This is a genomic window from Streptomyces sp. NBC_00005, assembly GCF_045160215.1.
Lineage (GTDB): Bacteria > Actinomycetota > Actinomycetes > Streptomycetales > Streptomycetaceae > Streptomyces.
The window spans coordinates 4,412,563-4,435,361 of sequence record NZ_CP108316.1 but is presented as its reverse complement, the minus strand read 5'-3'; the positions used below and the strand labels follow the sequence as shown (position 1 = coordinate 4,435,361).

The 22,799-nt window shown below is 69.4% G+C and carries 16 protein-coding genes; 13 read left to right on the top strand and 3 right to left on the bottom strand.

The window, feature by feature from the left end; genetic code table 11:
• The first annotated feature begins 51 nt into the window (after positions 1 to 51).
• Positions 52 to 555, top strand: a complete 504-nt coding sequence (locus tag OG303_RS20255; RefSeq protein WP_405869820.1) for a hypothetical protein — start codon at positions 52 to 54, stop codon at positions 553 to 555.
• A 96-nt stretch (positions 556 to 651) separates the two neighbouring features.
• Entirely contained in the window at positions 652 to 1,215 is a 564-nt protein-coding gene (locus OG303_RS20250; RefSeq protein ID WP_405869818.1) for a hypothetical protein, read from the top strand.
• Positions 1,216 to 1,353: 138 nt separating this feature from the next.
• Here the strand turns inward: OG303_RS20250 and OG303_RS20245 are convergent, their stop codons facing one another.
• Positions 1,354 to 1,836 (bottom strand): DUF1877 family protein, encoded by a 483-nt coding sequence (locus OG303_RS20245; RefSeq protein WP_405869816.1) that lies wholly within the window; start codon positions 1,834 to 1,836, stop codon positions 1,354 to 1,356.
• 167 nt (positions 1,837 to 2,003) lie between these two features.
• On the opposite strand from OG303_RS20245, the gene OG303_RS20240 reads away from it, so the two are divergent.
• Together OG303_RS20240 and OG303_RS20235 are read left to right on the top strand one after the other, a co-directional pair.
• Positions 2,004 to 2,396, top strand: a complete 393-nt coding sequence (locus tag OG303_RS20240; protein WP_405869814.1) for a hypothetical protein — start codon at positions 2,004 to 2,006, stop codon at positions 2,394 to 2,396.
• 106 nt (positions 2,397 to 2,502) lie between these two features.
• Positions 2,503 to 3,975, top strand: coding sequence for an MFS transporter (locus OG303_RS20235; RefSeq protein ID WP_405869813.1), 1,473 nt, complete (start codon positions 2,503 to 2,505; stop codon positions 3,973 to 3,975).
• Positions 3,976 to 3,993: 18 nt separating this feature from the next.
• Here OG303_RS20235 and OG303_RS20230 read toward each other — a convergent pair whose 3' ends face one another.
• Together OG303_RS20230 and OG303_RS20225 are read right to left on the bottom strand one after the other, a co-directional pair.
• Positions 3,994 to 6,243 carry a peptidoglycan recognition protein gene (locus OG303_RS20230; RefSeq protein WP_405869812.1) on the bottom strand — a complete coding sequence of 750 codons (2,250 nt, stop codon included), beginning with the start codon at positions 6,241 to 6,243 and terminating at the stop codon, positions 3,994 to 3,996.
• Between the two features lie 125 nt (positions 6,244 to 6,368).
• A complete protein-coding gene (locus OG303_RS20225) occupies positions 6,369 to 6,812 on the bottom strand; it encodes a hypothetical protein (protein WP_405869810.1) in 444 nt (147 codons plus the stop codon).
• A 1,268-nt stretch (positions 6,813 to 8,080) separates the two neighbouring features.
• On the opposite strand from OG303_RS20225, the gene OG303_RS20220 reads away from it, so the two are divergent.
• The 9 genes from OG303_RS20220 to OG303_RS20180 all read left to right on the top strand — a co-directional run bounded on the left by OG303_RS20220 (position 8,081) and on the right by OG303_RS20180 (position 22,742).
• Positions 8,081 to 15,724, top strand: a complete 7,644-nt coding sequence (locus OG303_RS20220; RefSeq protein WP_405877382.1) for a DNRLRE domain-containing protein — start codon at positions 8,081 to 8,083, stop codon at positions 15,722 to 15,724.
• Complete coding sequence (locus OG303_RS20215; protein ID WP_405869809.1) at positions 15,718 to 16,251, top strand: SMI1/KNR4 family protein; 534 nt, start codon at positions 15,718 to 15,720, stop codon at positions 16,249 to 16,251. The genes OG303_RS20220 and OG303_RS20215 overlap by 7 nt, the downstream gene beginning before the upstream one ends.
• A gap of 234 nt (positions 16,252 to 16,485) precedes the next feature.
• Positions 16,486 to 17,415 (top strand): YcxB family protein, encoded by a 930-nt coding sequence (locus tag OG303_RS20210; protein WP_405869808.1) that lies wholly within the window; start codon positions 16,486 to 16,488, stop codon positions 17,413 to 17,415.
• Positions 17,416 to 17,635: 220 nt separating this feature from the next.
• The gene (locus tag OG303_RS20205) at positions 17,636 to 18,067 is read left to right on the top strand and encodes a hypothetical protein (RefSeq protein WP_405869807.1); all 432 of its coding nucleotides are present in this window, start codon (positions 17,636 to 17,638) and stop codon (positions 18,065 to 18,067) included.
• A 225-nt stretch (positions 18,068 to 18,292) separates the two neighbouring features.
• The gene (locus tag OG303_RS20200; RefSeq protein WP_405869806.1) at positions 18,293 to 19,084 is read left to right on the top strand and encodes a L,D-transpeptidase family protein; all 792 of its coding nucleotides are present in this window, start codon (positions 18,293 to 18,295) and stop codon (positions 19,082 to 19,084) included.
• A gap of 235 nt (positions 19,085 to 19,319) precedes the next feature.
• Positions 19,320 to 19,937 (top strand): RNA polymerase sigma factor, encoded by a 618-nt coding sequence (locus OG303_RS20195; protein WP_405869805.1) that lies wholly within the window; start codon positions 19,320 to 19,322, stop codon positions 19,935 to 19,937.
• A gap of 99 nt (positions 19,938 to 20,036) precedes the next feature.
• Positions 20,037 to 20,756, top strand: a complete 720-nt coding sequence (locus OG303_RS20190) for a hypothetical protein (RefSeq protein WP_405869804.1) — start codon at positions 20,037 to 20,039, stop codon at positions 20,754 to 20,756.
• A gap of 304 nt (positions 20,757 to 21,060) precedes the next feature.
• Positions 21,061 to 21,723, top strand: coding sequence for an RNA polymerase sigma factor (locus tag OG303_RS20185; protein WP_405869803.1), 663 nt, complete (start codon positions 21,061 to 21,063; stop codon positions 21,721 to 21,723).
• Positions 21,723 to 22,742, top strand: a complete 1,020-nt coding sequence (locus OG303_RS20180; protein WP_405869802.1) for a hypothetical protein — start codon at positions 21,723 to 21,725, stop codon at positions 22,740 to 22,742. The genes OG303_RS20185 and OG303_RS20180 overlap by 1 nt, the downstream gene beginning before the upstream one ends.
• Positions 22,743 to 22,799 lie beyond the last annotated feature (57 nt).

Below are 22,799 nucleotides of genomic sequence, written 5' to 3'. Positions count from 1 at the left end.
CTGTGGTGTATTCGGTGCGAGCCGAAGCCGAGAGCCGTGGGGGAGCGGGACATGGGCTACTGGGGGTATTTCGTCGTGGGGCGCAGTGAGCGGCCGCTCGCGGAGCTCGACGCGCTGGCGGGCGCCAAGGGCATGGAGCCGCGGGCCGAGGCGCCGGGCGGCTGGCAGGTGTGGGAGTACCCGAGCGGGGACGGCGAGCTCGGGAACATGAACGTCCTCGCCGCCCAGACCGGGGCGCCCGCGCTCTTCGGGTACGTGATGGACAGCGCCTCGGTGGTCGTGGAGGCGGCGGCGCCCGAGAGCGGGGCGTGGACGACGTGCCTGGCGCGGGCCGCGATGGCCGGGTACCTCGGTGACGGGAACGAGGGGCGCACGCTCGACGACTACTTCCTTCAGCCGCGTGACGCCGCCGACCGGGCGGTCGTCTGGGCCGCCGAGGCGGGACACGAGATCGACGCCGGGCCGTTGCTCGACGTTCTGACCGCCGATGCCGACCCGTTGGCCGAAAACCTCTTCTTCCGGCTGCTCGACCGGCTGGGAGTGGTGCCGCTGTGACACTCCCGAGCCGTCGCACGCAGTAAGGGGAAGTGCGGGCTCCGTAAGGGAAGAGCCCTGCTTGGACCTTGCAGGGACCCGCAGAAGGAGGCACGGATGAGCCTGGTGGAACTGATCGCTCAGGCCGACGAACGCGGACTGGCCGCCAGCGGGTTGGCTTGTTTGGATCGATGTGTGCCCCTGCTGGGCGGCGACGACGAGATTCTGCGGCCCCTGTGGGCCAGCCTCTCGGACGCCGACGACGCCGACGACTGGGGCGAGCGGCTTCAGGACGCGCGCGGGAAGCTCGGCGGTCCCGAGGGGCCCGGCGACGGCGAGGCCGCGCTGCTGGCCCGCCGGATGCTCGCCGCCGCGCCCGCCGACCCGTCCGCCGCCGCGGTGCGGGTGTGGGCCGACGCCTGCTCGGTCGCTGCGCTGCAGATACATCGGTTGCTGGACCCGCTGGCCGGCCGGGTCTCCTCGGTCGACTCGCGTCGTGAGGGTCGTACGGAGGGGATGTCGCCGCTCGTCGCCGCGGAGTTGCGCCGGCAGATCATCGTTCTCGAGGTGCTCGCCGGGCATGGTGCGGGTGGGTTGCGGCGGGCGTTGGAGGTGTCCGTCGAGGGGCGGCGGGTGTTGCGGGCGGTGGTGTCGCGGCGGGCACGGTCGCTCCGCGGGTAGGGCGGTTGCGCCTTCGGGGGTGCGGCTGTGGGTTGTTGGGCGGCTGCGGGTGCGTTGTGGCTGGTCGCCGCCCACGCGGCGGAGCCGCATTTCGGCAACGCCCCCCGCCTCTACGGGCCGCTGCATGAACCGGAGATCTCAGCGCAGCAGCCACTTCACCACCGCGTCTCCGTACTCGGCCGTGCGTGTGTAGAACGCCGTCAGGTCGCGGTGGGTCGACGCGAACAGGGCGTGTACTTCCGGTTCGAGAGCGGGGCCGCCGTGCGTCGACAGCAGCCCGTCGCGGGCCGGGCGCCACAGTGCCTCGAAGTCGGCCGACGTGAGGTAGTCGGCCACCCGGTTCACCTGTGCCGAGGTCAGTATCAGGAACGGTGGCTGTTCCGGCTGCGGGTGGCTCACCGGCAGGCCGCCCAGGACCACATGGGCCGGCAGTTTGTCCTGCGAGTGCGCCGTATAGAGGGCGTGTTGGTCCACGTACCGTTTGTCCAGCATCTCCTCCCGGTGCCGGTCGATGCGTAGGCGCACGGTGTTCCAGTCGTCCTCGAACAGCCGTTGCAGCCAGTTCGCGCTGTTGCGCAGGGCCGAGGGCGGTATGGCGCGGAGGTGGAAGTACAGACTCATCAGTGAGAGGAGCGCACGGAAGGTGCGAAGCGTCACTCCCGGGCAAAACTCGCACCTGCGGGAGTCCTGTGACTGTCCTGCGGTGGCCGTGGGGCGGTCCTGCGCCAGTCTCGGGAATCCACCGGAAATCGCGTGACGCAAAGCCCGCCGAGCCCGCTCCTGTGTATGTGACTACCTTCCACGAGACCAGGCCGAACGCGGCGACGAAGCCCGTGCGGTGGGCGGCGGACGCGGTCGTGGCGATGCGCGAGGGGGCGCGGCTGCGCCTCGACTACTCGGCGCAGAGTTTGTGGCGCGTCGACCGGATGATCGAGGGCATACGGCAGGAGGAGGCGCCGTATGCCGCCGTGGAGAGCGTGTTGCGCGGCTTCGGGGCCTACGCAGGTGAAGTGATCGTCCGTCAGGTCGGCGCCGAGTGGTGGACGACCGGTGGCGACCACTGGGTGCGCACTCCGGACGGGCGGATGTGGGACCCCTTCGACGAGGCCCGGCGCTGCTTCGCCGGCGACGGGTCGCTGCGGCTGCTGTGCCGGGACGCGACCACCGCCGCCCGAAGGTGACCCCGGCGGCAAAATCGCCGTAATAAGAGACGCTGGCGTTCCCAAATGGTGGCGTCCGGAGGGAGCATGGAGACGACCTCGGGACGGTACGACTCGGGAGGCCTGCATGGCCGAGAACCGCCGCTGGTGGGCGCTGGTCGTCATCGCGCTCGCCCAGCTGATGGTCGTCCTCGACATGACCATCGTGAACATTGCCCTGCCGTCCGCCCAGGCCGACCTGAACATGTCGGACGGGAACCGGCAGTGGGTCATCACCGCGTACACGCTTGCCTTCGGCGGGCTGTTGCTGCTCGGTGGCCGGATCGCCGACCTGGTCGGACGCCGGAACACCTTCGTGATCGGGCTGCTCGGCTTCGCCGCCGCCTCCGCGCTCGGCGGGGCCGCGGCCAACTCCGGGATGCTGTTCGGGGCGCGGGCCCTGCAGGGCGTGTTCGCCGCGCTGCTCGCGCCGTCCGCGCTGTCGCTGCTCGCCACGACGTTCACCGATCCGAAGGACCGGGGGAAGGCGTTCGGCATCTTCGGCGCCATCATCGGCGCCGGCGCGGCGGTCGGGCTGCTCGCGGGCGGGATACTCACCGAGTATCTGGACTGGCGCTGGTGCCTGTACGTCAACGTGCCCATCGCGCTGGTCGCCTTCTTCGGCGCGCTGGCCCTGCTCGCGCCCGGCGAGCGCCACCCCGACGCCCGCCTCGACGTGCCGGGCGCGCTGCTCGGGTCGGCCGGGATGCTCTCGATCGTGTGGGGCTTCTCCGAGGCGGAGTCCCGGAGTTGGCACGACGGGCTGGTGGTGACGCTCCTGGTCGCCGGGGTCGTCCTGCTCGGTGCCTTCGGGCTGTGGCAGACCAGGGCGAAGGTGCCGCTGCTGCCGATGTCCGTGGTGAAGGACCGGCAGCGGGTCGGCGCCTTCCTGACCACGCTGTTCGTCACGATCGGCATGTTCGGCGTCTTCCTCTTCCTGACGTACTACCTGCAGGGCGTCCTCGGCTGGTCGCCGTTGAAGACCGGCGTCGCCTACCTGCCGATGACGGTCGCGATGGTCGTCGGCTCGACGCAGATCGCCGCGCGGCTGCTGAACAAGGTGCCGCCGAGGTTCCTGATCGTGCCGGGGCTGCTCCTGGCCGCGGGCGGGCTGGCCGTCATCGCCCAGGTCGGCGTGGAGCCGGCGTACGCCTCGCATGTCCTGCCCGGCATGCTGATGCTGGGTCTCGGCATGAGTACGGCGATGATGACCTCGGTGTCGCTGGCCACCGGAAGCGTGGCGCCACGCGACTCGGGCGCGGCCTCCGCCACCTTCAACACGGCCCAGCAGGTGGGCGGTTCGATCGGTACGGCGCTGCTCAACACCATCGCGGCGAGCGTGACCGCGCGGTATCTGACGGCCCATGCGGGGCCGGGGGTGAACCCCCGGTCGTTGCAGGCCGAGGCCACTGTGCACGGCTTCAACGTCGCCACCTGGTGGGCGTTCGTCGCGCTGCTGCTGGCCGCGCTGATCGCCGGGGTGGTCGTGAACGCGGACCGGGCGCCCACCCCGCAAGCTGCGCAGGAGCGGACGCCCGAACCGGTGGATACGGCGACCTGAACGGCCGTTTGATGCTGGCTACTTGATGTAGACGAGACCGTCCGTCGTGACCGTCGGGCGGCCGCTCGTGCCGACTACCACGATCTTCACCGTGTGCTTGGCGCTGCTCGACCAGGTCTTCGTCCAGATCGCCTGGCGGTACTGGGTCGTTGACGACATCAGGTCGACTGTCGTGACCTTCACACCGTCGACGTAGACGTACGCCTGGCCCGAGGTGGAGGCCCGCGAGACCACCCAGGACGCGGAGCGGCCGGTGAAGGTCCAGCTGAGGCTCGCGCCCTTCGAACCGCTGGAGTACGACTTCCCGCCCAGGTAGCTGGTGGACGAACGGGACGTCCAGGTACCGGACTTGGTGGCCGAGGTCTCCTGCAGGATCACCGGCGTGTAGGAGGGCGACGACGTCGTGGTGTTGCCCGCGTAGTCGTACGCCTTCATCGACCACGTGGACGCGGTACCGGAGTTGGCGGTGCGGCTGGAGCTGGTCGTGGTCGGGCCGAAGGTGGCCGTCGTCGGGGACAGCAGGCTCACCGACTTCAGGGCGCTGTTGTCGGCCGCCTTCCAGCCGAGGGTGACCGGAACGGCGGTGGTGTTGACCGTGCCGGTGCGCAGCGAGAGCTTGGGCGCGGTCGTGAAGGTCGGCGCCGTCGTGTCCGTCACGACGGTCAGCGCGGCGGACGTCGCGGTCTTGCCCGACTGGTGCACGGCCCGTACGGCGACGGTGTGGCTGCCCGAGGCCAGCGTGGTGCCGACCGAGGTGGCCGTGCCGGAGGCGGTGGCGGCGACCTTCCCGTCCACCAGCAGCTCGAACCTGGAGATCAGCGAACCCGGCGTAGTGGTCGACCACTTCGCCGTGATGGCGCCCTTCGTGTAGTACGTCGAGCCGGACAGACCCGCGCCCGACAGCGAGGTGACCTTCAGGCCCTGCACCGGGCCGGACGCCCAGGCGCGGACGGTCGGCAGCTGCGCGTAGAGGGAGCTGCCGGGGCACTGGGTGTTGTAGCCGTCGCGGTGGCCGGAGATCCGGTTGAAGGTGTACGAGCTGCCTGCCGTGAAGCTCGTGCCGAAGTAGTTCGTCTGGGTCGCGCCCGCCGTGAGCTTCACGGTGGTGGAGGGGTCGGCGCCGTACTGGCCGAGCTTCCAGGCCGCGATACGGGCGACCGAGGTCAGCGCGGCGTTGGTGGCGCCGGTGGAGGTGTAGTCACCCAGCACCGCGATGCCCGCGGACTCGCGGTTCCAGCCGTAGGTGTGCGCGCCGAGCACGGGCAGGTCGACGCCGCCCTTGCGGCCCTCGAAGATCGTGCCGCACTTGTCGACCAGGAAGTTGTAGCCGATGTCGTTCCAGCCGTTGGTCTGGGTGTGGTACGCGTAGATGCCGCGCACGATCGCCGCCGAGTCGGCGCAGGAGTAGTCGTTCGTCCCGTCGGTGTGGTGGACGAAGACGGCCTTCACGTCCGCGTTGTACTCCGACGGGTCGGGGCTCAGCGACTCGTCGGCGCCCCAGCCGGACCGCGAGACGATCGGCGGCTCGGGCACGGTGGACGGCGGGGCGGTGGGCGTGGTGGACGTCGGGCTCGCGGACGTGCTGGTCGAGGCCGACGGGGATGCGGACGTCGAGGTGGACGCGGACGCGCTGTCGCTGGGGGACGCGGAGGCCGAGTCGGTCGGGGACGCGGACGCGCTGTCGCTGGGAGACGCCGAGTCGGTGGGGGACGCCGAGTCCGTGGGCGACGTGCTGTCGCTCGGGGTCACATCCGCCACGTATGCGGCCGGCTCGGCCTTCGCCTCGGCGTCGGTGGCGATTCCCGGGTCGACCAGGCTGACCTGGAGGCCCTTGGGCAGGCCGGAGGCGGAACCGTCCTTGTGGACGACCTGGACCTGGACGCCGTCGGAGGGGCCGACCCACAGCGGCTCGGACGCGCCGCGCGCGCCGGCGCCGGCCTCGGGGTCCTCCAGCGGGTCGACGTTCGCCTCGAGGTCCTTCCAGGCGGTCCACTCGCCGCTCTCGCTGCTACGGGTGCGCACCTGGGCCGTGCCGTGCAGCCGCTTGGTCGCCCCCGTCCAGGAGACGCCGAGCATCGAGAACTCCTTGGTCTCCGTGCGCGGCAGCTCCCGCTCGCCGCTCGTCGTGCCCTTCAGCGCGAGGTCGTAGACCTTCACCGGCCGCTTGGCCTGGCCGTGACCGGAGGACGGGCCGGCGACGGCGTACGTCACCACACCCCCGCCTCCCAGTACCACCGCACCGAGCGTCAGCCACGCCCGTCGCTTCATGCTCAGCGGTCTGTACGCGCGCGTACCGCGAGGACTCACTTACCCCACCCCAGGAAAAGGAACATGACTGCCACACCCGCGACAGCGGGCGGCACTAACACACAGCGTGAATCTCGGGCCAAACGTCACTCGGCGGCGGCCGTGGCCGGCGGCGAGGCAAGTTCGCTCTGGCAGGTGGCCCGCCCGAACCTGCCGTACGCGGAGGCGGTCTGGACGTGCTTGCCGCGCACGGCGAGGGAGCAGCTGGCACGCCCGCCCTTCTCGCCGAGCGTGATCGAGACCAGCGGCGGCCGCCCGAGCGGCACCCGCACCGTCTTTTTCCACGGCAGCGGGACGGCACGGTCGACGGTGGCGCTCCCGGCCTCGCTGCGGCCCTGGTAGGCGATGTCGGCGGTGCCCTCGCCGGTCACCTCGTACGTCACCGCGGCGGTCGGCACAGGGGGCTTTCCCGGCTTGTCCTCGGTGTCGAGCACGCCGTACAGCACGAGCCCGCCGCACGCGGCGAGCAGCGCGCCGGCAACGGCGAGGGGGCGCCAGTCCCTTGTCGATTCCTTGTCCGTCTCTGACATGAGCGGGAGTTATAGCGCACAGAAAAGTCAGGGGCCAGCGAGCGGATGAAACGGGAGAAACCGCTTGCCGGGAAATCCGGCCTCTGGCCGCCTCTGTGCTCAACTGCCCTTTTTGGGACATCCATTGACAGGTGATCAGTGAGCTGATTACAACTCGGGCTGCCATACAGCAAGTTCACAGAATCCGGCCGGGAATTCCCGTCCGGAGGTTCGGCGTGCCCGAATTCGGGGGCGCCGCATACGAAAGGGCACTGGACGTGAAAGTCCGATACGGGAGATTGCTCTCCTGCCTTGTCGTGTCGGCGGTGGCGAGTACCGCGCTGCCACAGATCGCCTATGCCGCCCCCGAGTCCGGTTCCGGATCCGGCGGCCACGGCAAGGGCATCGTCGACACCGTCAAGGGATGGTTCGGCGGTGACGACGACGGCCCGAAGCTCGCCAAGCCGCCGTCCCACGACGAACTGGACGTGGCCGACCGGCAGAAGCCGGCGAAGGGGCAGAAGGCCCCCAAGGCCCACCGGGTCAAGGAGCTGAAGAGCAGGCGCACGGCCGGCGCCCGCTTCTGGCAGCTGTCGAACGGCCAGGTCGAAGCGGAGCTGTCCGCGCTGCCGACCTCCTACCGCGACGCGAAGACCAAGTCCTGGAAGTCCGTCGACACCTCGGTGCGCGACTCGAAGACCAAGGGCTACGAGTTCGCCAACACGACGAACAACGGCCGCAGTTGGTTCGGCGGGAAGTCCGACAGACTGGTCCGCTTCCAGTCGCCCGACGGCCGCTCGGTCAGCCTCGGCCTCGACGGCGCGAGCCGCGATCTGAAGCCGACGGCAAAGGGCTCGACCGTCACGTACAAGGACGCGGCGCAGGGCGCCGACCTGCAGTACGCGGTAGGCCCGGGCCGGGTGAAGGAGAACATCACCCTCGCCGAACGCCCCGACTCCCCGCTGAAGTTCACCTTCACGCTGGACACCCAGGGCCTGACCCCGAAGGCCCGCAAGGACGGCTCGATCGCGCTGTACGGCGAACTGCCGAACACGCCCGAACTCGTCATTCCCGCGCCGTACATGACGGACGCGAAGAGGGCGAACAAGTCGGTCTTCGGGAAGACCTACAGCACGAAGGTCACGCAGAAGCTCACGAAGGACGGCAAGTCCTGGAAGCTGACCGTGACCCCGGACGAGAAGTGGCTGGCCGCCAAGGAGCGCCAGTACCCGGTCGTCATCGACCCGACGATCACCATCGCGCCCTCGCCGACCGACTCCCAGGACACGATGGTCCTGTCGGACCAGGCTTCGACGAACTTCAACACCACCTGGAACTTGTCGGCGGGCAAGACCGACACGGGCACCGCCCGCTCGCTGATCAAGTTCCCGCTGAGTGAGATCCCCTCGGGCACGAAGGTCGACTCCGCGCGCCTGGAGATGTACTTCGACCAGGCGCACACCACCAACGCCAACGATGTCACCATCGGCGCCTACCGGGCGACCGGGGCCTGGGACGAGTCGACGGCGAACTGGACCAACACCAGTTCGCTGGTGGGCGAGTTGTCCGGCACCACCGTCCAGGTGGACGACGGCGACACGGGCACCACGGCCGCCGTCGGCAGCTGGCCCGTCACGAGCTCCTCGTCCGGCATCGGCAGCGACTACCGCTCCAACAAGGACTCGGTCGCCGGCGACACGTACACCTGGCAGCCGAAGCTCCCGGAGACCGCCTCCTACCGGGTCGACGCGCACTACGTCGCGGGCAGCGACCGGGCCACCAACGCGCCCTACACGGTGACGGGCAGCGGTGGTTCCACGACGTACACGGTGAACCAGCAGTCGGGCACGGGAGGCGTGTGGTCGTCCCTGAACGGCGGCTCGCAGATCAACTTCTCCGCGGGCACGACCGGCAAGGCCGTCCTCGGCGACGGCCCCGCCTCCACGTCCACCGCGGTCGTCGCGGACGCGGTGCGCTGGGTGAACCCGGCGTCGATCGTGAAGAACGCCGGTGAGTACAACCAGTGGCACAAGTTCCCGGTCACGGACACCGTCCAGCAGTGGGTCGACGGTACGTCGACCAACAACGGCTTCGTGCTGAAGGCCACCGACGAGACGTCCACCGCCCCGACCGGCGGCCCGCGCTACGAGTCCGGTGACGGCGACTACGGCGGCGAGACCTCCACGATTCCGCGGCTGACGGTGACGTACGGCATGGTCGGCACCACCCTCGACTCGCCGACCGTGGTGCACTCCACCGGCCCGGAGCTGAGCTGGAAGGCGTACACGAACACCACCGGCGACTCCGGTTACGACATCGCCGAGTACCAGCTGCACCGCTCCACGCAGCAGACGTTCACGCCGTCCGCGGCCACCCTGGTCGCGCCGATCGCCACGTCGGCGACGACGTACACGGACACCACCGCGACCCCGACCCCGGACTCCTCCTCGGTGGAGATCGGGCGGTCGTACTACTACCAGCTCGCGGTGAAGACCAAGAACGGCCAGCTGCTCGGCTCACCGACCCGCATCGTCGGCGTCCCGAAGGCCGGCCGCACCATGCGGCTGATCCAGGGCACGTCCGGGGTGACGGACACGACCCTGTCCTCCGCGCAGCCGACCACGAACGAGGACACCATCTCCTCCTTCGGGGTGGGCCAGAAGTGGCTGGAGGTCGGCAACAACTCCACCACCTACGGCAAGGCCCGCGCGGCGCTGAAGTTCACCACGTCGAGCATCCCGACCACGGCCACGGTCCTGGAGTCGCGGCTGTTCATGTGGGGCGCCGAGACGACCACCGGCACGAACGGTGCGATCTACGAACTGCACGGTCTGAACAAGGACTTCGGCGAGACGACCGCGACCTGGAACAACGCCACCTCGACGACGGCGTGGACCACGGCGGGCGGCGACTTCTCCTCGACCGTCTCCGACACGGTCGGCACGGTCTCGGAGGTGGGCCGCCACTGGTGGGACGCGACGTCGCTGACCCAGGGCTGGATCAAGACGCCGACGACAAACCATGGCGCCCTGGTCAAGCTGAAGGACGAGACGACCACCGGCCCGCAGGAACGCACCCTGTTCCTGGCCTCGGAGGCCCCCGATCCGCAGCTGGGCCCGCTGCTGCGGGTGATCTACGTCGACTCGACGACCGACGACACGTACTACGCGCCGCAGACACCGGCCCGTATGACGCCCAACTCCCAGTACACGGTGGACTTCACGGTCACCAACACCACGTCGAGTGCCTGGGCGAGCGGTGAGCGGGTCCTGTCGTACACCTGGAAGCTCCCGGACGGCACGGACGTGACGACCGGCGGCAACCAGCTCTCGACGGCGATACCGGCACTGAACCCCGGCCAGTCGGCGACGATCCAGGCGCAGGTCAAGACGCCGATCAACTCCGACTCCGGCAACAAGCGCACGGACTACGTGCTGGGCTGGGACGTCAAGAAGGTCTCGGACGGCAGCTGGCTGTCGGTGACGAACACGTCGATACCGCCGCTCAAGCAGAACGTGGCCGTCGAGGACCCGACCTCCGACTCGCTGGGCCTGGAGAAGTTCTACTCCTACACCGGGAAGAACACGGGCGCCGGCTCGACGGTGATGAGCAACCTGGCCTCCGGCAACACCGTGTGGTCGTACAACGCGTTCACCAACCCGGGCCGGGGCCTGAGTACCTTCGCCCGCTTCTCCTACAACTCGCTCGACACGTCCGACACGGTGCTGGGCGCGGGCTGGTCCGGCCAGGCGGCCGGTCCCATCCGCCTGGGCGCGCCGCTGGACTTCCACCCGAACCCGAACCCGACCGAGATCCGTCTCCCGGACGGCGACGGCACCACGCACGTCTTCACCAAGCAGGCGGACGGCACGTGGAAGGCCCCGGCGGGCGTCCACTACAAGGTCACGATGAAGGCGGGCCTGGACTGCACGCCGGACAAGGACCCGGTCCCCGACGCGTGGACGCTGATGCGCCCGGACGGCACGCGTTTCCTCTTCGGCTGCGACGGTTACCTGACGTCGACGGTCGACAAGAACGGCAACACGCAGACGTTCACGTACGAGCAGCGCAAGTCCCACAACAAGCCGACCAAGTTCCTGCAGTACGTCACCGACCCCACGGGCCGTCAGTCCCTCACGGTCGACTACTACAAGAAGGGCGACGCGTCGTACGACTACATCGACGGCACGGGCGCCAAGGTCACCGGCACCAACCTGACCGACCCCGACATCTACGACCACGTGAAGTCCATGACGGACATCTCGGGCCGCAAGATCTCCTTCTACTACACGGGCGAGGGCCTGCTCGGCCAGTTCACCGACGGTGACGGCTCCGCCCAGCCGAAGGTCTTCAAGTTCACCTACGACGCCACCCAGGGCAACAAGAACGTCAAGCTGGTCAAGGCCACCGACCCGCGCGGCAACGCGACCCAGCTGGCGTACTACGCCCCGCAGACGGGAGACGACCCGAAGTACCACTGGTGGACGAAGACGATCACGGACCGTCTGCAGGGGGCGACCGGCTTCGCCTACGCGGCGGACACGTCGAACACCAAGTTCACCGACAGCACCGTCACGGATGCCGAATCGCACGCCACGACGTACGTGACGGACGACTTCGGCCGCCCGGTCCAGACGACCAACGCCAAGTCCCAGACCACGAAGATGAGTTGGGACGCGGACAACAACGTCACCTACCTGGAGGAGAACAACGGGGCGAAGACCGCGTACTGCTACGACCAGAAGACGGGCTACCCGCTCTGGCAACGCGACGCGGAGAACAACAAGGCGGGCGTACCGGACCAGACGACCACCTGCGTGTCGGACACCACCAAGTGGCCGGCCAACGCGGCGAAGTACGAGTACCAGACGCGAGCCGACGGCTTTTCGGCCGACCTGTTCCGTAAGACGTCACCGGAAGGACGTGCCTGGCAGTTCGGCTATGACTCGTTCGGGAACCTGAAGACAGTCACCGACCCGAAGGGCGTCGCGACCACGACCGCGGGTGACTACACCACGTCGTACGAGTACGACGCCTACGGCGAGCTGACCAAGGCGACCGACGCCAACGGCAACCCGACCACCAACAGCGGCTTCGGCCCGACGGGTTACCCGAACACGATCACGGACGCGCTGAACAAGTCGACGACCTTCGTCTACGACGAGCGCGGCCACGTCACCCAGGTCACCGACGCCAACCAGAAGGTGACCACGCAGACGTACGACACGTTCGGACGTCCGCTGGTCAAGACGGTGCCCAAGCAGCAGGGCGTCGTGATCACCACTCCGGCCCCGGTCTACGACGCGAACGACAACGTCACCACGTCCACCTTGCCCAACGGTGCGGTGACCACCGCGGTGTACGACGCCGCGGACCAGATGCTCTCGTCGACAGATCCGAAGGACACGCCGACCGGCCCGGAGCGCAGGACCGACTACACCTACGACAAGACCGGTCATCTGAGGACGACCACTCAGCCCAAGGGCACCGCGACCACCGCGGACCCCAACGACTACGTCACGACCCACAACTACGACGAGATCTACGAGCTCTCCTCCGTGGTCAACGCGGTCGGCGACAAGATCTCCTACGAGTACGACAACGTCGGCAATCTCCTCACGGTCATCGACCCGAAGAAGAACGCGACCCCGGACCCCGACGACTACACCTCCAAGACCGCCTACGACCTGAACCACCGGGCCGTGTCGGTCACCGACGCGCTGGGCAAGACCAGCTCGCGTACCTATGACAAGGACTCGCTCGTCGTCTCCAGCAAGGACGCCGAGAACAACGAGACCCTGATCACCTACGACGAGCGGGGCAAGCAGACCGAGGTCAAGGTCCCGCACGACGGCACCACGACACGGTCGACGAAGTACGAGTACGACCAGGTCGGCAACACCACGAAGGTGATCACTCCGCGCGGTGTGGAGACGGCGAACGCCGACGACTTCACCTCCCGTACCGAGTACGACGCGCTGAACCGCCCGGTGAAGCAGTTCCAGCCGTACGACCCGGCGGACGCCCGCTACAACAATCCGAACGTCTACACCGAGACGTCCTACGACGCGGTAGGCCGGGTCTCCAAGACCTCGATGCCGCCGTCCGCGGGCCAGACGGTCCGCAATGACACCACGTACTCGTACTTCGACAACGGCTGGACCAAGTCGTCGACGGATCCGTGGGACATCGTCACCACGTACGACTACAACGAGCTGGGCCGGCAGACCGCCCGGACCCTCACCTCGGCGGGAGGCTCCTCCAACCGCACGATGAGCTGGACGTTCTACCCGGACGGCAAGCTCAAGTCGAAGTCGGACGACGGTGTTCCGGTGGGCAGCTCAGTCGTGCTCGTCGACAACTCCGACACCCAGAACACCTCCGAGGCCGGCACCTGGACGAAGGGAGACATCACCGGTCAGCAGGGCTACAACCACGAGACCCACGCGGCCGGAGCAGGGACCGACGCGTTCACCTGGACGCTGAACATCCCGAAGGACGGCACCTACACGGCCTACGTGAAGTTCCCGAAGGTGACGGGCGCCGCGACGACGGCCAAGTACACCGTGACCTACGACGGCGGAGCGGCCGACAAGACGATCGACCAGAACGCCACCGCCAACCAGGGCACCTGGGTCTCGCTGGGCTCCTTCGCCTTCAAGCAGGGCAACGCGGCCAAGCTCCAGCTGTTCCAGAACAGCGCGGGCACGGTCGTCGCCGACGGCGTCAAGCTCGTCCGCGACAACTCGGCCGACACGGACAACGAGAAGCACACGTTCGCCTACGCCTACGACGTCAACGGCAACCTGACGTCGATCGACGACACCTCCCCCGGTGCGCCGATCGATGCCTACACCGTCGCCTACACGGGCCTGGACCAGATCCAGAAGGTCACCGAGGCGCTCGCGGGCCAGGAGAAGAAGTCCACCTCCTACACCTACGACGCCAACAGCCAGCCGGAGACGGTCACACACCCCGACCAGTACTCCGCGTACACGTACGACACGCGTGATCTGACCAAGACGATCTCGGTCGGCAAGACCGCCACGGACCCGTCTCCCAAGGTCACGTCGTACACGTACACCGATCGCGGCCAGGTCCTGCGGGAGACCAAGAACAACGGCAACACGGGCGACAGCACCTACTTCCTCGACGGTGCGCTCAAGACCACCGCGGAGAAGAAGGCCAACGGCACCCTGGTGGCCTCGCACACCTACGACTACGACGCCAACGGCAACCAGACGCAGGACGTCGCGAAGAAGATGAACGCCGACAACCACTCGGCGTACCTCGACTCCACCACCAACGACACCTACGACCCGGTCGACCGGCTCAAGCAGTCGGTCAAGACCGGCAACGGCGCGTCGACCGACACATACGTCCACGACGACAACTCCAACGTCATCAGCCAGACGGTCGAGACAACGTCCACGACCTTCACCTACGACCGCAACCGGCTGCAGAGCGCGTCCGTCGCGGGTACGGCGTTCCAGTACAACTACGACCCGTTCGGCCGCCAGGAGTCGGTCACCAGCAACGGCAAGGTCGTCGGACGCAGCGTGTACGACGGCTTCGACCACGTCGTCGAGTCCCAGAAGATGGACGGGACCGGCGCGATGAAGTCGACGGACTACACCTTCGACCCGCTCGACCGCACCCTGTCCAAGACCGCCGACGGCAAGACCACGGACTTCGAATACCTGGGTCTCTCCGGCGAGGTCCTGGACGAGAAGGTCGCCGGCCAGCTGTCCAAGTCCTTCCAGTACAGCCCGTGGGGCGAGCGCCTGTCCCAGGTCAAGCAGAACACCGACGGCACGACCGAGGACACCTACTACGGCTACAACAGCCATACCGACGTCGAGACGCTGACCGACAAGAACGGTGACACCAAGGCGACTTACGGCTACACCGCCTACGGAAGCGACGACACCTCCGAGTTCACCGGCATCGACAAGCCCGACGCCCAGAACCCCACCAAGGAGGACTACAACCCCTACCGCTACAACGGCAAGCGCTGGGACGCCCAGTCCGGCACGTACGACATGGGCTTCCGCGACTACGACCCGGGCCTCAACCGCTTCACCACCCGGGACATGTACACCGGCGCGCTGTCCGACATGGGTCTCGGTGCCGACCCGTTCACCGGAAACCGCTACGCCTTCGCCGGCGGCAACCCGGTGAGCAACGTCGAACTGGACGGCCACTTCTTCGGTATCGACGATGCGATCGAAGGCGGCGCCGCGCTGCTCGTGGTCGCCGCGGTGGCGACGTACGCGGTCGCGACCGACAAGGACGTGTCGGACTCCATCAGCGACACCTTCGACTCGATCACGTCGGGCCTCTCGGACCTCTTCAGCAGCGACGACGACCCGGAGCCCGAGCCGACTGCCCGGCCGCGCCCCGGTGACCTGCCCGGCGGCGACACGGGCACGGACGACAACAAGAAGCGGTGTGACTCCGAGCCCAAGTCGTCGCGGTTCCAGTACCAGTCGTTGGACGGGGCGGGCCGTGCCCAGGGGGCGACCGCGCTGCTGTGCCCGAGCGACTACAAGCCGGTAGGCGCAAAGAGGGACGACGGCGGCAAGGTGGACGTGTACGGATACCCGGACCCCGCAAACAACACTCCCAGGTCCGGAAAGGGAAACATCTTCGACCGCGTACACATCGTCGGCGACAAGGTGAGCGGCGACTGGGTCAACGAGAACCTGTTCACCGGGTTCAAGCGCATGAACCGGAGCGGCATGCGGCGCTGCGAGATCAAGATGGAGAAGCAGCTCGCGGCCGGGAAGTGGGTCATGTACACAGGGAAGGTCAACTACAGCCACACCACGGGATACGCGGACAGCATCACCATGTCCGCCTACACCGAGGACGGACCATTGTTCAACAACGTCGTGGTCCAGAACAGCACGGATTGGCAGACGACATGCTGAGGATCGAGGAGCTGGAGGCCGCGCTTCCGTCGATGACACGGTGGCGTGTGCCCGGGGGGCGCAACGTGGACTGGGCCGCCTTCGAGGCGGTCCTCGGGACGGCGCTGCCCTCGGACTTCCGCGCTCTGGCGGAGGCGTACCCGGTGCTGGTCATCGACGACTTCCTGAGCGTGTCCGTTCCCCGGCCCGGCACCGAGGCGTCGTGGGCGTCCGAGGCCCGAGAGGACGAGATCCTTCAGGACCTGTACGAGATGGACGACACCGAGGACTATGTCCCCTTCCCGCAGCCCGGTGGCCTGATCTCCTGGGCGGAGTCCAATTCGGGGGACTCCTTCTACTGGAGGACGAGTCCCGCGGACCCGGACGCATGGCCGGTGGTCGTCCGCGGAGCCAACGGCGACTGGTCGGAGTTCCCGGTCGGTGCCGTCGAGTTCCTGGCCGGCGTGTACGGGCGCACCATCGACGTGCCGGGCATGCCCAGGGACTTCCCCGGCGACCTCCCGAAGGTACTGGGCCTGAGTGAGTGACCGCGTCGGCTGATCGGCAACTGATCCGCAGGCACATGTGAACAGCGATCGCCCCCAGGGTTCCTGGGGGCGATCGTCATGATGCGCCCGGCATGAGTGATCGATGGGGGGTGGAAGTCCCCTGGGGGAACGCCGTCGGCGAACGAGCCCTCCGCTCCCGCCTCCCTGACCCCGAGCACGTCCCGGCCCTCCCCGCCGCTACGATCCGGTCGATCACCGAACCGGGGAGGGGACATGGCCGAGGGCCGGGAATCGACGGACGCCGTCACGGAGAGACCGGTGGAGCTGGCCTACCGGCCCACCGTCGACGACCTCGCGGCAGCGATCCGCACCCGGGCGAAGAGCACCGGAGCGGGCCGCTTCCGGCGCCGGCTGCTGATCTACACGCTGGTGGTCACGGCCGTCGGAGTCCTTCTGTCGCCCCTCGGCGACGGCCACCGTGACACCCCGTGGCACCTGTACCTGGCGACGGTGGCCTTCGTCGCCTTCATGACCGCCGTGCCGCGGCTGCAGGCTCGCCGGCTCCACCGGTTCAGCGAGCGGCAGGGCGACTTCCGCGCTGTCGTCGACGACACGGGGATCTGCCTCACCACCGCCCACAGCTCGACCACCCTCGACTGGCACCTGTACCCGCGCTATGCCGAGACCCCGGAGCTGTTCGTGCTGCTCAGCGCCGACAAGTCCGCCGTCGGCGTCGGGGTCCTGCCCAAGCGCGGCCTGAGCAACCCGGAGGATGCGGACCGGCTGCGGGCGATCTTCGGTCGGCACCTCGTACGCGCGGACGCCGACAGGACGCCGAGCCGGGGCCGGGCCGTCGGGCGCGGGGCGGGATCCGTCGGGCTGCTGCTCCTCGGGCTGGTGCTGTTCTTCTTCGCCTACGCCGCCGTCCGGAAGGCCGCGGATCCGGATGCCTTCCCCGGGCTCCAGCACAACATCGCGCCGGTCTCGGCCGTCGCCCTGATCCTGGGGTTGCCGGCCGTCGCCGGCGCGTGGTGGGGCGTACGGCGGATGAAGGTGATGCGGATCGTGACCGCCGTGCTTGCCGCGGCCGTGCTGCTGGTCGGCGGCGCCGCCCTCTACCGCATCGGGCCGATGCTGCACTGCTGGGGCTCGGACCGGATCGCCCGGGGCCCCGACGGCGACTACGCCTGCTACGACTTCTGAGCGGGCCCGGGGGTGGCGGCCGGGCCGGGACATGAACGGGCACGGGGCGTCGCCTTCACCGACGTACGAAAGTCAAAAAGGTTGTACGGCCGCTGTGGGCTTTCTGTGTGTCCATCGACACGCCTGTGACCAGTGATGTTCGTGACGCCGCATCCGCTTGGTCAGCGGGGGAGGGCCGGTAGGAGTCCTCGCCGCTGGTCAAGCAAAGGGGTGGGGTCCCATGAGCACAGTGGATGAGCGCGTTCCGTGCGCGGGTGAGATGCGGTCGTGCGCGGCGGCCTTCGTCGCGCGTGTCACCGCCCGCAACCGGCTGCCGCTGGACTACTCGGTGGCGAGTCTGCGGGTCGTCGACTTCCTGGTCGACGGAGTGCGCAAGGGCGGGGCAGACCGGGAGCAGGCGCGGGAGACGCTGATCGGGCTCGGTGCGTACGTCGGTGAGGTGCTCGTGCGCCGCGCGGGGGCGGTGTGGGTGGACTTCGACGCCGAGCAGCGCGCCTACTTCGGCCAGCCGGTCGGCGTACGGATGCCTGACGGGCGGGTCTGGAACCCCGTGGGCAAAGTCCACAACCGGTTCGAGGCGGGCGGCCCCGAGGAGTCCCTGCAGACCTTCTATCTGATGCTGCACGGGCGGGCCCGCAGGGCCGTGGCCTGACGGGCGGCGGACGGCCCCGAACAGTCCGCATTCGTTTTCTTCGACCTAGTTCTTTCACCCGTTTTCTCTCACCCGTCGAGGGGTTACTTCGTGCTGCCCGCTTACCGTTTCCGCATCCGTACGTGCTCCGCCGCACTGGCCGCCACTGGCACCCTGTTGCTTGCATCGGCGTGCGGGCAGCAAGGGCAGGGCGATCGAGAGGCCGAGGCCGGAGCCGGGGGTGCGGTGGCTGAGGCGTCGTCGGCCGCTGCCGCCTCGCCGAGCGCGTCCAAGTCGGCCTCCGCGTCGGCCTCTTCGTCCGTGTCGTCCTCCGCCTCCCCGACGGCGCCGGCCAAGAAGAGCCCCTCCGTATCGGCCTCCGCCGCCGACACGAGCGCTGGAAGCACCCGGCAGACGACCCAGGCACCCTCCACCTCCACCACCCCCAGCTTCCCCGTCCCCGCCTACCCCGGCGACGCCACCCAGCTCATCACCGTGAAGTCGAGCGGCTCCTACGCCACGGTCACCGCCTGGGCCAAGGGGTCCTCGGGCTGGAAGGCGCAGTTCAGCACGGCTGCCGGGCGGGTCGGGTCCAACGGTGTCGTGGACGGGGCGACGCGGCGGCAGAACACATACACCACGCCCTCGGGGACGTACACGATCACCGAGGGGTTCGGCGTCGAGGCGGGCGGGACGAGCATGCCGTACACGGTGGTGAACTCCACGCACTGGTGGGTGGAGGACCCGGAGTCAAAGTTCTACAACTCGATGCATACGGCCGCCGGTGCCGACTTTCCGCTCACCGAGAGCGGGGACCGGGGGAGTGAGCATCTCGTGGACCATCCGGTGCAGTACGCGAAGGCGCTCGTCATCAACTTCAACCGGTGGCCCGCCACTCCCGGCCGCGGCGCCGGGATCTTCCTGCACATCAACGGGCAGGGCGCGACGGCCGGTTGTGTGTCGGTGCCACGCGCGACGATGGAGCAGATCATGGGGTGGATCAACCCCGGCGCCCATCCGCGCATCGCGATCGGCTGAGGGGCGCAGGCCTCGTGGGACGCTGCCGATCTTCACCGCGCCCGCCCAGCCCCCACGCGCTTGACCAGCCATGTCTCCGGGGCAACGCATGAGGCGTCCGACGGACTGTGACACTTCTGTGATGGCTGGCGCTGATCACCATGGAGGCGTGTGCACGGCCGGACGTGGCGCACGGTACGGGTTCCGTTCTGATCTTGGAGCCCGCTCCGCACTCGTACGAACAACGAGGACAGTGTTGGGCCAGGGACGCGCACCCCGCCGCGGGCAGGCGTACGACGGAGAGCTCGGGGCGGCCGTCGCGCGGGCCCAGGAGGGCGACGAGGCCGCCTTCGCGGTCGCGTACCGGATCGTGCAGCCCGGCCTGCTCGGCTATCTCCGCGGGATCGTCGGCGACGACGCCGAGGACGTGGCGTCCGACGCGTGGCTGGAGATCGCCCGGGACCTCGGGCGGTTCAAGGGCGACGGGGCGGGCTTCCGCGGCTGGACCGCGACCATCGCCCGGCATCGCGCCCTGGACCATCTGCGCCGGCAGAAGGTACGGCCCCGCTCGGCGGCGCTCGAACAGGACGTACTGGAGCTGCCCGGCCCGCACAGCACCGCCGACCAGGCCCTGGAGGCGCTGTCCACCGAGCGCGCCCTGGAACTGGTGCGCACCCTGCCCCACGACCAGGCCGAGGCCGTGCTGCTGCGCGTCGTCGTCGGCCTCGACGGCCCCGCCGCGGCCCGCGTCCTGGGCAAGCGCCCCGGCGCGGTGCGCACGGCCGCGCACCGGGGCCTGAAGCGCCTCGCGGCCCGGCTCGGCGGCCCAGGTGTGACGAATGAGGATCCCAGGACGCTGGGGGAGTCGAAGTGAACGTCAAAGACGGACTGAACGTCAAAGACGGACTGAACGTCAACGACGGCATGAGCGGCGGCGACGAAGGCCGACTGCCGGACACGGATGGATACGGACATGGGTGACCGGCAGAGCGAGGGCAGTGCCCCGGGCCGTCGGCGCGTGCACCCGGGCGGGACCCTGCCGGGCTCCGAGGACGGGTCGGCCGGCTCGGCGCTGGAGAGTCTGTTCGCCGGTGCGATGCGCTCGGACGCCCTCGACGCCGACGCCGAGCAGCGGGCGGTGGCCGCGTTCCTGGCCGCCAGGGAGGCCGGGGCGCACAGCACGCGGACCCGGCGCCGGGACGACTGGCGCCCGCGCGAGCACGGCCGGGCCCGCCGCTCGCTGCGGGCCACCCTGACGCTGAGCCTGGCCGGCCTCACCCTGGGCGGTGTGGCGTACGCGACGATCGGCTCGGGCGGCGGCTCGTCGGACGACGGGCACGTGGCCCGGCAGCGGTCGCACGCGCCGGTCGTTCCGTCCGCGACGGCCTCCCGCACGCCGGGCGCCTCCGCCACGCCGGACCGCCCGGTCACGGCGAAGGACACCGAGGCCCACTGCCGGGCGTACGAGAAGGTCGACGGGCACGGCAACGCGCTGGACTCGACGGCCTGGCAGCGGCTGATCGCGGCCGCGGGCGGTGAGGGGAAGGTCACCGCTTACTGCGCCGAGCAGCTGGGGCAGGCCACGGGCGCGAGCACGCCGGCCGAGACCCCGAAGCCGAAGAAGGTAAAGAAAGCGGAGAAGGCCGAGGCGAGCAGTCCCGCCGACAGCCAGGCCGAGAAGAAGGCCAACTAGCCTTCTGCGCCCCGCCGTTCGCCACCGAAGCAACGGCCGGGGCCGCCACCCCCCACAGGAGAGGCCCCGGCCGTCGCGCGGCACGGGCCGCGCGGCGGCCCGTACTTTCTACAGCGCCATGAGTGCGGTTTCTGTCACACCCCGGGCACAGAGCGCCCCGTCACAGGGTGGTTGCATGTTGTACGGACATGGACGAGCAGCGGTTTCAGGTCGTAACGTGCCTTTCGCGCCGGGCGCGGAAGACGAATGATCATCGCAACGATCGGCGGCCTCGACGCCGCGACCATCGAACGAGGAACCACTGGTGCTGGGGGACGACGCGGAGCTGACCGCCGCGGTGCTTGCGGCACAGCACGGGAACGAGACCGCGTTCCGGACTGTGTACCGGGCGGTGCACCCACGCCTGCTCGGATACGTCCGGACACTGGTCGGCGACCCGGACGCGGAGGACGTCGCGTCCGAGGCCTGGCTGCAGATCGCCCGTGACCTGGAGCGGTTCAGCGGCGACGCGGACCGCTTCCGCGGCTGGGCCGCCCGGATAGCCCGCAACCGCGCCCTGGACCACATACGCATGCGCGGCCGCCGCCCCGCGATCGGCGGCGACGAGACGGAACTGACCGGCAGGGCCGCCGAGTCCGACACCGCGGGCGAAGCCATGGAGTCCCTGGCCACCGACCACACCCTCTCCCTGATCGCCCGGCTGCCGCAGGACCAGGCCGAGGCCGTCGTGCTGCGCGTGGTCGTGGGCCTCGACGCCAAGACCGCCGCCGAGACGCTCGGCAAGCGCCCCGGCGCCGTACGGACGGCGGCGCACCGCGGTCTGAAGCGTCTGGCCGAACTGCTCGGCGAGGATCCGGAATCGATCGGCGGTCTGGACGGACTGCCGCCCCAGCGAGAACCGCACGACCGTGCGGTGACGTCCGCGAGTGTGACGCATATGCGTGCGCGGACGCAGAAGGACATGTGATGGCCGACGAGCACTACAGATGGCTGGACCGTGAGACAGCGGAGGCGTTGCTGCGCGGTGAGTCACTGGAAGCTGTCGATGCCGTCGCCCGTGACCAGGCGGAACGGCTCGCGAAAACCCTCGGCGAGCTGACCGCCGAGCCCCCGCTGAGCAGCGCCGAACTCCCCGGCGAGGCCGCCGCGCTGGCCGCCTTCCGCCTCGCGCGGTCCGGCGGGAGCGCCGCGCAGGACACCGTAGGCCGTCACCGCGCCCGCCCCTCGGCCTCCGACGCCGGGCTCGTCCGCATCGGCGGCGGCCCGGGCACCGGGCGCTCCCGCCGGTTTCGGTCCGCGCGCTTCGGGCTGACGGCGGTGCTCGCGGCCGGCATGCTCGGCGGAGTCGCGTTCGCGGCGACAAGCGGAGTGTTCCCGACGCCCTTCGGCAACGACGTGCCCGGCCCCGGCGCCTCGGTCTCGGCCGGCGCGACCCCCAAGCGCCCGTTCATGTCGCCCTCGCCGAACGGCGCCCTGGGCGAGCCCACGCCCGACGGCTCCACCGGCGGCTCCACCGCCCCGGCGACCCCGGGCGGCCCGTCGGGCGGCGACACCTCCGCCAAGCCGGGCTCCGACGAGAAGAATGGCAACGTTGGCGGCTGGTGGAGGGGTGCCCCCTCGGCCTGCCGCGACGTGCGCGACGGCAAGGAGCTGAGCGCCGACCGCAGGCGCGCCCTCGAGGGCGCGGCGGGCGGCACCAACCCGCGACGCGTGTGGAAGTACTGCAAGTACGTCCTCGCCGTCACCGAGGGCACGGCCCACGGCGGCAAGAGCCAGAGCCGGGACGGCAAGGGCGACGGTGGCGGCCGGGACGGGTACGGCAGCCAGGACGGTCAGGGCGACCAGGGCGGTGACGGCGACGGCCACCACATAGGCCCCGGCGTGATCGGCGGCACCGCCACGCAGTCCTCCCGCCCGCCCCTCCAGCCGAGTCGGCTGCTGCCGACGCGGGCTCCGTCGCCTTCGCCGACGTACAGCGCCCTCTGACCGCGCTCTGACCTGCGGTTTCGCGGTCTGTGAGGTTTTCTTCGCCCCGCCAGTAAC

What these genes read in the sequence shown, in the direction of transcription:
- OG303_RS20220 (WP_405877382.1), top strand. Translation starts at nt 8,081, where the DNA reads ATGGTCCTGTCGGACCAGGCTTCGACGAACTTCAACACCACCTGGAAC.
- OG303_RS20235 (WP_405869813.1), top strand. Translation starts at nt 2,503, where the DNA reads ATGGCCGAGAACCGCCGCTGGTGGGCGCTGGTCGTCATCGCGCTCGCC.
- OG303_RS20205 (WP_405869807.1), top strand. Translation starts at nt 17,636, where the DNA reads ATGAGCACAGTGGATGAGCGCGTTCCGTGCGCGGGTGAGATGCGGTCG.
- OG303_RS20225 (WP_405869810.1), bottom strand. Translation starts at nt 6,812, where the DNA reads ATGTCAGAGACGGACAAGGAATCGACAAGGGACTGGCGCCCCCTCGCC.
- OG303_RS20230 (WP_405869812.1), bottom strand. Translation starts at nt 6,243, where the DNA reads ATGAAGCGACGGGCGTGGCTGACGCTCGGTGCGGTGGTACTGGGAGGC.
- OG303_RS20210 (WP_405869808.1), top strand. Translation starts at nt 16,486, where the DNA reads ATGGCCGAGGGCCGGGAATCGACGGACGCCGTCACGGAGAGACCGGTG.
- OG303_RS20245 (WP_405869816.1), bottom strand. Translation starts at nt 1,836, where the DNA reads ATGAGTCTGTACTTCCACCTCCGCGCCATACCGCCCTCGGCCCTGCGC.
- OG303_RS20250 (WP_405869818.1), top strand. Translation starts at nt 652, where the DNA reads ATGAGCCTGGTGGAACTGATCGCTCAGGCCGACGAACGCGGACTGGCC.
- OG303_RS20215 (WP_405869809.1), top strand. Translation starts at nt 15,718, where the DNA reads ATGCTGAGGATCGAGGAGCTGGAGGCCGCGCTTCCGTCGATGACACGG.
- OG303_RS20190 (WP_405869804.1), top strand. Translation starts at nt 20,037, where the DNA reads ATGGGTGACCGGCAGAGCGAGGGCAGTGCCCCGGGCCGTCGGCGCGTG.
- OG303_RS20255 (WP_405869820.1), top strand. Translation starts at nt 52, where the DNA reads ATGGGCTACTGGGGGTATTTCGTCGTGGGGCGCAGTGAGCGGCCGCTC.
- OG303_RS20180 (WP_405869802.1), top strand. Translation starts at nt 21,723, where the DNA reads ATGGCCGACGAGCACTACAGATGGCTGGACCGTGAGACAGCGGAGGCG.